The organism is Streptomyces sp. S4.7, from assembly GCF_010384365.1.
Classification (GTDB): domain Bacteria; phylum Actinomycetota; class Actinomycetes; order Streptomycetales; family Streptomycetaceae; genus Streptomyces.
On record NZ_CP048397.1, the window covers coordinates 4,520,714 to 4,532,197 of the forward strand.

Below are 11,484 nucleotides of genomic sequence, written 5' to 3' on the forward strand. Positions count from 1 at the left end.
TTCGGTCAGGCGTACGCGCCGCGGGGCCCCACCGGTGTCGGTGGGGCCCCGCGACGTTCACAGGCTTGCGGTGCGCGGGCTTCGGTTCACCGGCTTCAGGGGTCCGGGGGGCGGGGCTTCGGGGAGGCGCAGCGCGCCGTCCACGCAGCCCGCCATCCAGGCGGCGTTCGTCTCCACGCCGTCGGTCTCCGCGTGCTCCCCGCACTCGGACTCGGCGGCCCCGCCGTCGGACGCGTCGGCGCCGCCCAGATGGCCGGCCGGGCCCTCGTCCCGGCCGAAGACACAGCCCTCCGAGTAGCCGGGCGCCGACTCATCGCTACAGGCTCTCAGGCCCAGGGCCGACAGCAGTACCAGCAGCAGCACGGACAGCGGCACCAGAGGCCGTACGGGGAGGTTGGCACGCCACCGGGAGGCGCTCACCCGGCGGTGATCCGGCCCGTCACCTCGCCGAGGCCCACACGCGTGCCGTCCGGGCCCGGGGCCCAGGCGGTCATCGTGACCTCGTCGCCGTCCTCCAGGAACGTCCGCTTGCCCTGGTCGAGTTCGAGGGGCTCCGTGCCGTTCCAGGTCAGCTCGATCAGGGAGCCGCGCTGATCACGCTCGGGGCCGCTGACCGTGCCGGAGCCGTACAGATCGCCCGTACGGAGCGAGGCGCCGTTCACCGTCATATGGGCGAGCTGCTGCGCCGCCGTCCAGTACATCCCCGCGAAGGGCGGTTCGGAGAGCACCTGGCCGTTGAGCGTGACCGTGATCCGCAGGTCGAAGCCGCCGGGCACCTCCTCGTCCGCGTCGTCCAGGTACGGCAGCAGCGGGTGAGTACGGGGCGGGGGAGAGACCCGCGCCGCGTCCAGGGCCTCCAGAGGCGTCACCCAGGCCGACACGGACGTGGCGAAGGACTTGCCGAGGAACGGGCCAAGCGGCACGTTCTCCCAGCCCTGGATGTCGCGCGCCGACCAGTCGTTGAGCAGACAGAGCCCGAAGACGTGGTCGTCGAAGGCCGACAGCGCCACCGGGGAGCCCATCGCCGAGGGGGCGCCGACGACGAAGCCGACCTCCGTCTCGATGTCCAGCTTCACCGAGGGGCCGAAGACCGGAACGGGGTCCGCGGGCCCCTTGCGCTGCCCGGACGGGCGCACCACGTCCGTCCCCGAGACGACGACCGTGCCCGCGCGGCCGTGGTAACCGATCGGCAGATGCTTCCAGTTCGGCGTCAGCGCCTCGCCGCCGGGCCGGAAGATCCGGCCCAGGTTGGTGGCGTGGTGCTCGCTGGCGTAGAAGTCCACCCAGTCGGCGACCTCGTACGGAAGGTGCATCGTGACCGAACCGAGCGGGTGCAGCAGCGGCTCTATGTCCGGCCGGTGGGCGGGAACCGTGACCCAGGCGGTGAGCGCCCGGCGCACATCGCGCCAGGCCGTGCGTCCGGCGGCCATCAGCGGGTCGAGGCCGGGCCGGTCCAGCAGCGCCGCGTACGGGGAGCCCAGCGCGTGCGCGGCGGCTCCGGCGTCGAGCACATGGCCGCCGACGCGGACCCCGACGCGGCGCCGTTCGGGCTGGTCCGCCGTGGTGAAGACGCCGTACGGGAGGTTGTGCGGGCCGAAGGGATCGCCCTCGGCCAGTTCGAGCGGGCTCTGCTCGGGCATCGGTGCTGCCTCGCTTTCCGGATCGATGCAGGACACGTTACGTCGGTGTTGCCCGGCGGCGGCAGTGGTGAAAAGCGCGCAATGACCGAAAGGGCCTGAGTGCGGTGGGGTGTTGGGGGACCGTACCGGCGGTAGCCCGAACGGGCGGGGAGAGCGGGCAAAAGGGGTCAGTCCCCGTCGTATTTACTGATCACGAACATACGGGTGGAGCCGGGAAGGCGCCCACGGTGATCGAAACCCGACCGGATACGCTGACTTGAATGACAGCAGCGACACATCGACAATCCATGTGATCGTCAGCAGACAGGAGTAACCCTCGTGACCGTCGTCGGGCCGTTCGGGTTGAGCGTGCGGGACCCGGCTCTTGAAGCCGATGTCCTGAACGGATTGTCGGCCGTGGAGGCGGGTCTCCTCGAAGCCACCAAGAGCGAGGTCCCCTTCATCACGGAAGCCGCGCAGCATCTGGTGCGCGCCGGCGGCAAGCGGTTCCGGCCGCTGGTCGTGATGCTGGCGGCCCAGTTCGGTGACCCGTACGCCCCCGGGATCGTGCCGGCGGCCGTCGTCGTCGAACTGACCCACCTGGCGACGCTCTACCACGACGACGTGATGGACGAGGCGGACGTACGCCGGGGTGTGGACAGCGCCAACAGCCGCTGGGGCAACTCCGTCGCGGTCCTCACCGGCGACTTCCTCTTCGCGCGCGCCTCGCACATCCTGGCGGACCTCGGGCCGGAGGCCGTACGGATCCAGGCCGAGGCGTTCGAGCGGCTGGTCACGGGTCAGATCCTGGAGACGGCCGGACCGCGCGACGGGCGCGACCCCGTCAGCCACTACCTCGACGTGCTCGCCGGCAAGACCGGTGCGCTGTTCGCCGTGTCGGGCCGCTTCGGCGCGCTGACGTCCGGCGCCGACGAGACGGTCACCGACATCCTCACGCAGTACGGTGAGCGGCTCGGCGTCGCCTTCCAGCTCGCCGACGACGTCCTGGACATCGCCAGCGACTCCCACGAGTCCGGCAAGACCCCCGGCACCGATCTGCGCGAGGGCATCCCCACGCTGCCGGTGCTGCTGCTGCGCGAGCAGGCGCAGGCGCACGGCCGTCCGGAGGACGTGGCGCTGGTCGAACTGCTGGACGGCGACCTGACGGACGACGCCCGGCACGCGGAGGCGCTGGTCGGACTGCGCGCCCACCCGGCGCTGGAGCAGGCGCGGCGGGACACCGTCCGGTACGCCGAGGAGGCGCGTTCGGCGCTCGCCCCGCTGCCCGAGTGCTACGCGAAGTCCGCACTGGTCGAGCTCTGCGACGCGGTGGTCCACCGGGCGGGCTGAGTACGCCTGTTGACCCCGTCCGAGGTTCCGTCACCCGACCGGGTCCGTACCCCCGGCTCGTTCTTCCCCCGTCCCCTACTGGATGGGGGAGGTGGCCGCTTCCCCTGTCATCCCGAAGCAGTACGCGAGGTTGCGCCCGCGGGTTGACGCTTCCTATTAGCTGATTTGGTCTTATGGAGAGCACCACCCCGGACCAATTCGAGTGAGAATGGCGGCAAGGGGTGGACGAGTGAAGAGGACGGAAGCCGCCGACCACGGAGGTAGGGCACACATGGCACCGAACGACAGCGCACAGATCACCGGCGGGAACGGCGAGGCCGGGGACCTTCCGGCGGGCCGTCGCAGAGCGGCGCGCTATGTGGTTCCGGTCGCGGTGGCCGCGGTGGCCGCGGCGACCATCGGCCTCGTCCCCGCGCTCGCCGCGGCGGGCGATCCGGACCTGCCGGAGATCAGCGCCCAGGAGTTGATCGAGAAGATCGCGGCGTCCGACACCCAGCGGCTGTCCGGCACGGTCAAGGTCAAGACGGACCTCGGCGTCCCGGCCATCGGCGGCCTCGGCGGTGCCGCCGCCGGAGCGTTCGCGCCGAAGGGCGGCACCGAGGGCGGCGAGGAGGGCGGTTCGGCCGCCGAGCCGACCGGCAGGTTGATGGAGCTGGCCTCCGGCGAGCACACGCTGCGGGTCGCCGCCGACGGACCCGGCAAGCAGCGGGTGTCGATTCTCGACAGCGCCGCCGAGTACAGCCTGATCCACAACGGCGGCGAGGTGTGGGCGTACGACAGCGCCTCCAACGAGGCGTACCACGCCGAGGCGCCCGCCGGCGCGAAGGGTTCGGGCGAGGGCCCGGCGAAGGGCGAGGACGGCAAGGACCAGGCCGTTCCGAAGGACCTGCCCGCCACGCCCCAGGACTTCGCGCGGGAGGCGCTGAAGGCCGCGGGTGACACCACCTCGGTCACCGTGGACGGCACGGCGCGGATCGCGGGCCGTGACGCCTACCAGCTGGTGATCAAGCCCAAGCAGGACGGCTCGACGGTCGGCTCCGTGAAGGTCGCGGTCGACTCCAGGACCGGTACGCCGCTGAAGTTCACCCTGCTGCCGAGCAGCGGTGGCAAGGCGGCGATCGACGTCGGCTTCACCAAGGTCGACTTCTCGAAGCCGGCCGCGTCCACCTTCGACTTCTCGCCCCCCAAGGGCACCAAGGTGACGGAGGCCGACGAGTCGAAGGCCGCCGGCAAGGACGAGGCCCACAAGGTGCCCAAGGGCGCCGGGGACCTCGGGTCCGAGCCGAACGTCATCGGTGAGGGCTGGACCTCGGTGGTCCAGCTCGACACGGGCGGCAAGAGCCCGGCCGGCGCCGTGTCCAAGGACATGCCGGCCCAGGCGCAGCAGTTCATGGACGCCCTGGGCGACAAGGTCGAGGGGAAGTTCGGTTCGGGCACGGTCTTCAAGACGCGCCTGGTGAACGCCCTGATGACGGACGACGGCAAGGTCTACGTCGGCGCGGTCACCAAGGACGCGCTGGTGAAGGTCGCCAACGAGACGAAGTAGCGCGAGGTGTGCGGCGCCCCGGTACCGCACACGGGTGGCCCGCCCCGTCGTACGCTCCGTACGGCGGGGCGGACCGCTGTCCGCCGTGAGCAGTCACCCGTCGGCACAGGGGGCACGGGGCCGGGAGAAGGGATGGGCGTGGGATGACCGTCGTCATAGAGACACGCGGGCTCAGCAAGCGCTACCGGGGCGGGCAACTGGCGGTCGACCGGCTCGACCTCACCGTGCCCGCCGGCAGCGTCTTCGGCTTCCTCGGGCCCAACGGCTCCGGCAAGACCACCACCATCCGCATGCTGATGGGTCTGATCGAACCGACCGCGGGCACCGCGTCGGTCCTCGGCCGCGCCATGCCGCGCGCCACCGGGGCCGTACTGCCGCAGGTGGGCGCGTTGATCGAAGGGCCCGCGCCGTACGGGTACTTGAACGGCCGCGACAATCTCCTGCGGTACGACTCCGCCGACCCCACCGCCGATCCGCGGACCCGGCGGGCCCGGGTGGCCGGGGCCCTGGAACGGGTCGGGCTCACGGCGGCGGGCGGCAAGAAGGCGAAGGCGTACTCGCTCGGCATGAAGCAGCGGCTCGCGCTCGCCGCCGCGCTGCTCCAGCCGCGCAGGCTCCTGGTGCTCGACGAGCCGACGAACGGGCTCGACCCGCAGGGCATGCGGGAGATCAGGGCCCTGGTGCGGGAGCTGGCGGGGGACGGGACGACGGTCTTCCTCTCCTCGCACCTGCTGGACGAGATCGAGCAGGTGTGCACGCACGCGGCCGTGATGGCGCGCGGGCGGCTGCTGACCCAGGGAACGGTCGCCGAGCTGGCGGCGGGCACCCGGGGGCGGCTTGCGGTCACGACGCCCGATCCGGCGGACGCGGCGCGGGTGCTGAAGGAGCTGGGGGTCACCGATGTGACCGTGGCCGGGGACAGGGTGAGCGGGGAGCTGCCGGTGTCCGGCGGGGGAGAGCCGGCCGAGCCGGCGGAGCTGAACGCGGGGCTGGTACGGGCGGGGGTGCGCGTACGGGCCTTCGGGGTCGAGCGGGCGTCGCTGGAGGACGCGTTCGTGGCGCTGACCGGGGAGGGATTCGATGTCGCGGGTTGAGGACGCGGGTACGGACACGGAGGCGGGTACGAGCCTCGGTACAGGTACAGGTACAGGTACAGGTGCGGGCGGCGTCGCCGCCCGCGCCGTATCGCCCCTCTGGACGTTCGGACTCCTGCGCTCCGAGCTGACCATCACCTTCCGCCGCTGGCGCACCCTCGCGCTGCTGGGCGTGCTGGCCGCCGTACCGGTCCTGATCGGCATCGCCATCAAGATCGAGACGAGCGACGGCGGTTCGGTCGGCGGCGGTGGGGGCCAGGGCGGCCCGGCCTTCCTCACGCAGATCACCAACAACGGGCTGTTCCTCGTCTTCGCCGCGCTCGCCGCGACGCTGCCGGTCTTCCTCCCGATGGCGGTCGGCGTCGTCGCGGGTGACTCGGTCGCGGGCGAGGCGAACGCCGGCACCCTGCGCTATCTGCTGGTCGCGCCGGCGGGCCGGACCCGGCTGCTGCTGGCCAAGTACGCGGCGACGCTGGTGTTCTGCCTGGCCGCGACCGTGGCGGTCGCGCTCTCCGCGCTGATCGTGGGGGCGCTGCTCTTCCCGCTCGGCGAGGTCACCACGATCTCGGGCACGCGCATCTCCTTCGGCGAAGGTCTGCTGAGGGCGCTGCTGATAGCGCTGGTGGTCGCCGCCTCACTGATCGGGCTGGCGGCCCTCGGTCTGTTCGTCTCCACCCTCACCAACAGCGGGATCGCGGCCATGGCGACGACGGTCGGGCTGGTGATCACGGTGCAGATCCTGGACACGATCCCGCAGTTGCACGGGATCCACCCGTATCTCTTCCCGCACTACTGGCTGTCCTTCGCCGATCTGCTCCGCGAACCGTTCCACCTGGACGACGTGCTGCGGAATCTCGGTCTGCAGGGCGTGTACGCGGCCGTGTTCGGCTCGGCGGCCTGGGCGCGTTTCACGGCGAAGGACATCAGTGCCTGAGGTCGGCTGCCGGGGGAGCGGCCGTCAGGTCCCCAGCTCCCAGATCGCGTAGGCGACGGCGTCGCTGTTGCGGTCCAGCGCCGTGTCGTTGATGTTCGCCGTCGTGTCGCAGGACGAGTGGTAGCACCGGTCGAAGGCCTGGCCCGCCGTACCGCCCCACTTCTGGGCCTGGGTGCTCGTCTTCGTACGCCCGGCGCCGGTGAACAGCCCGCCGACCGGTACGCCGATGCTCATGAATGAGGCGTGGTCCGACCGGCCGTCGCCCTCGGTCTCGATCTCTGTCGGGACGCCGAGCCCGGCGAAGTAGGTCTTGAAGGTCTGCTCGATGGCGGGGTCGTCGTCGTAGACGAAGTAGCCGGCGTTCGGCGAGCCGATCATGTCGAAGTTGAGGTAGCCGTCGAGCTTCGCGCGCTCGGCGGACGGCAGGTTGTTGGCGTAGTAGCGGGAGCCGACCAGCCCCAGCTCCTCCGCGCCCCACCAGCCGAACCGCAGATGCTTCGTCGGCTGGAGCCCGGCTCTGGACACCGCGAGCGCGGTCTCCAGTACGGCGGCGGAGCCGGACGCGTTGTCGTTGATCCCGGCGCCCGATGTCACCGAGTCGAGGTGGGCACCGGCCATCACGACCTGGTTGGGGTCGCCGCCGGGCCAGTCGGCTATCAGGTTGTAGCCGACGCGCCCTCCGGAGGTGAACTGCTGTACGGAGGTGGTGAACCCGGCCGCGTCCAGCTTCCCCTTGACGTAGTTGACGGACGCCAGATAGCCGGGGCGGCCGTGGGCGCGGTTGCCGCCGTTGGCGGCGGCTATCGAGGAGAACTGGGTGAGGTGAGCCTTGACGTTGGCCAGCGGTATGTCGGGGGCCGCGAGGACGGCGGCGGGCGCCGCCGTGGTCTTCGTGGCGGCCGGTGACGCCGTCGCGGCGGGAGCGACGGACGCGAGCAGCCCGCCGATCGCGAGCGCGCTGACGAGGACGGAACGTGCGGGAACGGAGAGCGAGCAGAGCTTCATGTGTGGGGGCTCCGAATTCCGTACGGGGACTGACGGAAGGTGGTGCGCACGATGCGTGCTGATGGTCAACGCGCGCTCGACCCAGCGTCAAGAGCGGGAATCGGACACGGGTGTTCGCACTCCGGATACCTGTACCACTGTGGGGCGACCCGGGCTACTGCACGCAGAACTCGTTGCCCTCCGGGTCCGTCATCGTCACCCACACGCCGCCGGGCTCGTTCGCCTCGTACAGGGCCGTCGCCCCCAGCCGCTCCAGCCGCGCCACCTCCTCCGCCCGCCCGCCGTCCGCGGCGTGTACGTCGAGGTGGACGCGGTTCTTGCCGGCTTTCGTCTCCGGTACGCGCTGGAAGAGGATGCGCCTGCCCCTGCCCTCGCCCGTGTCCGGGTCGAAGGGGTCGTCCGGATGGCGGACGGCGGTCAGATCGAGCCAGGCCCGGCGGCCGTGCGAATCGACCGTCTGCTCGATCGGTACGGCTCCGATCCCCAGCAGCCGCTCGATCAGCGGGCTGTTGTCCTCGACCTCGTAACCCAGGGCCTCGGCCCAGAAGTCGGCCTGGCTGTGCGGGTCGGTCGTGTCGAAGACGAGTTTCCAGTGGAGCGTGCGCGAGGTCATGGAGCCAGTCGTAACGGTCGTACCGCCCCGCGCGCCGCGAACACGCCGGAGCCGCGGACGTCAGAGCGCCCGCGCCGCCTCCGCCTCCGCCTCCGCGGCGCGCCTGTCGTAGTCCTCGCGCGCCGCCGCGATCTGGTTCTGGTGCTCCTCCGTCCAGACCACCAGCGCGTTGATCGTCGTGTGCAGCGTCCGGCCCATCGGGGTCAGCCGGTACTCCACGCGCGGCGGCACGACCGGATGCACCGTGCGCTTCACGAGGCCGTCGCGTTCGAGCTGTCGCAGGGTCACCGTCAGCATGCGCTGGCTGATGCCGTCGATCTCCCGGCGCAGTTCGGTGAAGCGCATCGTGCTCACATCGAGCAGGGCGATGACCAGCAGCGACCACTTGTCGCCGATCCGGTCGAGGATCTGCCGTACCTCGCAGTCCTCACGAGTGTCCCACTGGAAGGGGTCCGCGTCCCCGTAGTCGCATCGGGAGGTCGCGGACACGGCGGCGGCGCTCACGGCGGCGGCTCCGAGCGCGGTGGCCGCGGAGGCGGTACCCGCGGGGTGCCTCGGTGACTTCGAAGTGCCTTCTTCCATGGCATCCGATCGTGCCGCAGGATCAGGACGGTTACAAGAGGGAACCGACCCTCGCCCGAGTAACCGATCCCCTTCTGCCCCTCTGTGCTCCGAGGAGACAGCCATGCCATCCGCCGGCTCGGCCCCAGCACCGGTCCCAGCCCTGTCCGCAAGAGCCTGGGGGGTGTCTGGCCGGTCTTGCCGGGCTCGCGTGCCCTGGTGCCGCGCCTCGCCGCGTTGTCGTCGGTCGACATGGCTCCGCCATGCCTCCCTCCTGCGCCTTGCGATCCACGGCACCAGACCCCGCTCCCTGATCCGGCCCGACCGGCCAGACACCCCCTGGGCCCTGCTGCTGGTCCTCTGCGGGACGATCTTCCTCGAAGGGATCGACGTCGCGATGCTCGCCGTCGCCATCCCCTCGATCCGCGCCGACCTGGACCTGTCGACCGGCACCGCGGCCTGGGTGATGAGCGCCTACATCCTCGGCTACGCCGGATTCACCCTGCTCGGCGGACGCGCCGCGGATCTGCTCGGCCGGCGCCGGATGTTCCTGATCTGGCTGACGGTCTTCATGCTCTTCTCCGGCCTCGGCGGCTTCGCGACCGAGGGCTGGATGATGATCGTCGCCCGTTTCGTCACCGGAGTGTCGGCCGCCTTCATGACCCCGGCGGCGATGTCGATCATCACCACCTCCTACGAGGAGGGGCCACAGCGCAACCGCGCCCTGCTCGTCTTCGCCGGTACGGCCGCCGGAGGCTTCTCGCTCGGCATGGTCATCGGCGGTCTGCTGACACAACTCGGCTGGCGCTGGGTGTTCTTCGCCCCCGTGCTGCTCGCGGGCGCCCTCCTGGTCGCCGCGCTCCGGCTGCTGCCGCGTACCGGCGCCACGGCCGAGAGGCCCGAGAAGACGGCCGACGGCTTCGACCTGCCGGGAGCCGCGGCGGCGGGGGCGATGCTGCTGCTCGCGGCCGGGGTCGTACGGCTGGAGCACGGCGTCTCCGGCTGGCCGCTGACGGCGGGCGCGTTCGCCGCCGGACTGCTGCTGGTGTACGTCTTCGTCGCCGTCGAACGCCGGTCGCCCGCCCCGCTGGTGCGGCTCGCGATCTTCCGCAGGGCCTCGATGGTCCGCGCGGACCTGGGCGCGCTGCTGTTCGTCGGCTCCTTCTTCGGCTTCCAGTTCATGGCGACGCTCTATCTCCAGGAGCTGCGCGGCTGGTCGTCGCTGGAGACCTCGTTCGCCCTGATGCTGATGGGCCTCGACGCCGTCCTGGCGCCGACCCTCACGCCCCTCCTGGTCAACCGGTTCGGCAATATGCGCGTGGTGCTGGGCGGATTCGTGGCGGCGATCGCGGCGTACGGGCTGTTCCTGCCGGTCTCAGACGACTGGTCGTTCGGGATGATGACCCCGACGCTGCTCCTGACCAGTGTCGCCTTCGCCCTGGCGTACGGGCCGCTGGCCATCGCGGCCACCGACGGTGTCGCGCCGCGGGAACAGGGGCTGGCGAGCGGGCTGCTGTACACCGCGACGCAGTTCGGCTCGGCGATCGGCATCTCGGCGGTGACGGCGGTGTACGGCCTGGCGTCGGCGACGGGCGCGGACGGGGCGCTGGGAGCCTTCCGTGCGGCGCTGGTGGTGCCGGTGGTGATGGTGGTGCTGGGACTGGTGATCACGGCGACCGGACTGGGGCGCGGGCAGCCGCGCGCCTCTCAGTCTCCGGACGCGCTCGACTCGACGCGCCGTCCGACGGCCCCGGCCTCCGCCGCGGCCGGTGAGGTGGCCACGTCCGGCGACTGAGCGCGGATCGCGGCCTCGGCCCCGGCCTTCGACACCGCCTCCGCCTCCGCCCGCCGCAGCGCCTCCGCCGTCGCCCTCGTACGCCGGGCCGTCCGCAGCGCGTCCCACGTCAGGATCGTCAGCGCCGCCCACACCAGCGCGAAGCCGGCCCACCGCTCGGCGGGCATCGCCTCGTGGAAGTAGAGGACGCCGAGCAGGAACTGGAAGACGGGCGCCAGATACTGCAAAAGCCCCAGCGTCGACAGCGGCACGCGTATCGCCGCCGCCCCGAAGCACACCAGCGGCACGGCGGTCACCACACCGGTGGCCGCCAGCAGCGCGGCGTGCCCCGCCCCCTCCGCTCCGAACGTGGCGTCCCCGGAGGCCCCGAGCCAGACCAGATAGCCGAGCGCGGGCACGAACAGGATCACGGTCTCGGCGGCCAGCGACTCCAGACCGCCGATGTTGACCTTCTTCTTCACCAGGCCGTACGTCGCGAACGAGAACGCCAGCGTGAGCGAGATCCAGGGCGGCTGCCCGTATCCGATCGCCAGCACCAGTACGGCGGCGAGGCCGACGCCGACCGCCGCCCACTGCGCGGGCCGCAGCCGCTCCTTGAGGAGCAGCACGCCCATGGCGATGGTGACGAGCGGGTTGATGAAGTAGCCGAGGGACGCCTCCACGACATGGCCGGTGTTGACCGACCAGATGTACAGGCCCCAGTTGACGCTGATCACGGTGGCGGCGACCACGAGCAGGCCGAGCTTGCGCGGTTCGGCCAGCAACTCCCGTATCCACGCCCAGCGGCGCACCACGAGGAGCGCGATCGCGACGACCGCCAGCGACCAGACCATCCGGTGGGCCAGGATCTCGACCGCGCCGGCGGGCTTCAGCAGGGGCCAGAAGAGGGGGACCAGACCCCACATGCCGTAGGCACCGATCCCGTACAGCAACCCCGCCCGCTGCTCGCCCTCCGACTTCACTGGCC

10 protein-coding genes and 1 pseudogene are annotated in these 11,484 nt (G+C 71.4%); 5 read left to right on the forward strand and 6 right to left on the reverse strand.

Annotated elements, in window-relative coordinates; translation table 11 throughout:
• Nucleotides 1–57: 57 nt before the first annotated feature.
• Together SSPS47_RS20215 and fahA are read right to left on the reverse strand one after the other, a co-directional pair.
• The gene (locus tag SSPS47_RS20215; protein WP_164252276.1) at nucleotides 58–420 is read right to left on the reverse strand and encodes a hypothetical protein; all 363 of its coding nucleotides are present in this window, start codon (nucleotides 418–420) and stop codon (nucleotides 58–60) included.
• The gene (gene fahA / locus SSPS47_RS20220; RefSeq protein WP_164252277.1) at nucleotides 417–1,640 is read right to left on the reverse strand and encodes a fumarylacetoacetase; all 1,224 of its coding nucleotides are present in this window, start codon (nucleotides 1,638–1,640) and stop codon (nucleotides 417–419) included. Before fahA ends, SSPS47_RS20215 begins: the two co-directional genes overlap by 4 nt.
• 318 nt (nucleotides 1,641–1,958) lie before the next feature.
• Here fahA and SSPS47_RS20225 point away from each other — a divergent pair, with 318 nt between their 5' ends.
• The 4 genes from SSPS47_RS20225 to SSPS47_RS20240 all read left to right on the forward strand — a co-directional run bounded on the left by SSPS47_RS20225 (nucleotide 1,959) and on the right by SSPS47_RS20240 (nucleotide 6,543).
• A complete protein-coding gene (locus SSPS47_RS20225; RefSeq protein WP_164252278.1) occupies nucleotides 1,959–2,969 on the forward strand; it encodes a polyprenyl synthetase family protein in 1,011 nt (336 codons plus the stop codon).
• A gap of 271 nt (nucleotides 2,970–3,240) precedes the next feature.
• On the forward strand, nucleotides 3,241–4,515 hold the full coding sequence (locus tag SSPS47_RS20230; protein WP_164252279.1) for a DUF2092 domain-containing protein: 1,275 nt from the start codon (nucleotides 3,241–3,243) through the stop codon (nucleotides 4,513–4,515).
• 143 nt (nucleotides 4,516–4,658) lie between these two features.
• Entirely contained in the window at nucleotides 4,659–5,609 is a 951-nt protein-coding gene (locus tag SSPS47_RS20235; RefSeq protein WP_164252280.1) for an ABC transporter ATP-binding protein, read from the forward strand.
• Nucleotides 5,596–6,543, forward strand: coding sequence for an ABC transporter permease (locus tag SSPS47_RS20240; RefSeq protein ID WP_164252281.1), 948 nt, complete (start codon nucleotides 5,596–5,598; stop codon nucleotides 6,541–6,543). The genes SSPS47_RS20235 and SSPS47_RS20240 overlap by 14 nt, the downstream gene beginning before the upstream one ends.
• Before the next feature lie 39 nt (nucleotides 6,544–6,582).
• Here SSPS47_RS20240 and SSPS47_RS20245 read toward each other — a convergent pair.
• The 3 genes and pseudogenes from SSPS47_RS20245 to SSPS47_RS20255 form a co-directional block, all read right to left on the reverse strand.
• Nucleotides 6,583–7,548: pseudogene (locus tag SSPS47_RS20245) on the reverse strand (M28 family metallopeptidase); the annotation flags it as partial.
• A gap of 154 nt (nucleotides 7,549–7,702) precedes the next feature.
• Entirely contained in the window at nucleotides 7,703–8,161 is a 459-nt protein-coding gene (locus tag SSPS47_RS20250; protein WP_147874399.1) for a VOC family protein, read from the reverse strand.
• A gap of 60 nt (nucleotides 8,162–8,221) precedes the next feature.
• On the reverse strand, nucleotides 8,222–8,743 hold the full coding sequence (locus SSPS47_RS20255) for a helix-turn-helix domain-containing protein (RefSeq protein WP_164252282.1): 522 nt from the start codon (nucleotides 8,741–8,743) through the stop codon (nucleotides 8,222–8,224).
• 292 nt (nucleotides 8,744–9,035) lie between these two features.
• Between SSPS47_RS20255 and SSPS47_RS20260 the strand changes: the two genes are divergently transcribed.
• Entirely contained in the window at nucleotides 9,036–10,517 is a 1,482-nt protein-coding gene (locus tag SSPS47_RS20260; RefSeq protein WP_239065302.1) for an MFS transporter, read from the forward strand.
• Here SSPS47_RS20260 and rarD read toward each other — a convergent pair.
• Nucleotides 10,430–11,479: an EamA family transporter RarD gene (gene rarD, locus SSPS47_RS20265; protein WP_164252283.1), complete on the reverse strand. Its 1,050-nt coding sequence runs from the start codon at nucleotides 11,477–11,479 to the stop codon at nucleotides 10,430–10,432. The two genes, SSPS47_RS20260 and rarD, sit on opposite strands and share 88 nt — an antisense overlap.
• Nucleotides 11,480–11,484 lie beyond the last annotated feature (5 nt).

Excerpts from the sequence above, each read along its gene's own strand:
- SSPS47_RS20255 (WP_164252282.1), bottom strand. The coding sequence starts at position 8,743 with ATGGAAGAAGGCACTTCGAAGTCACCGAGGCACCCCGCGGGTACCGCC.
- fahA (WP_164252277.1), bottom strand. The coding sequence starts at position 1,640 with ATGCCCGAGCAGAGCCCGCTCGAACTGGCCGAGGGCGATCCCTTCGGC.
- SSPS47_RS20230 (WP_164252279.1), top strand. The coding sequence starts at position 3,241 with ATGGCACCGAACGACAGCGCACAGATCACCGGCGGGAACGGCGAGGCC.
- SSPS47_RS20240 (WP_164252281.1), top strand. The coding sequence starts at position 5,596 with ATGTCGCGGGTTGAGGACGCGGGTACGGACACGGAGGCGGGTACGAGC.
- SSPS47_RS20250 (WP_147874399.1), bottom strand. The coding sequence starts at position 8,161 with ATGACCTCGCGCACGCTCCACTGGAAACTCGTCTTCGACACGACCGAC.
- SSPS47_RS20235 (WP_164252280.1), top strand. The coding sequence starts at position 4,659 with ATGACCGTCGTCATAGAGACACGCGGGCTCAGCAAGCGCTACCGGGGC.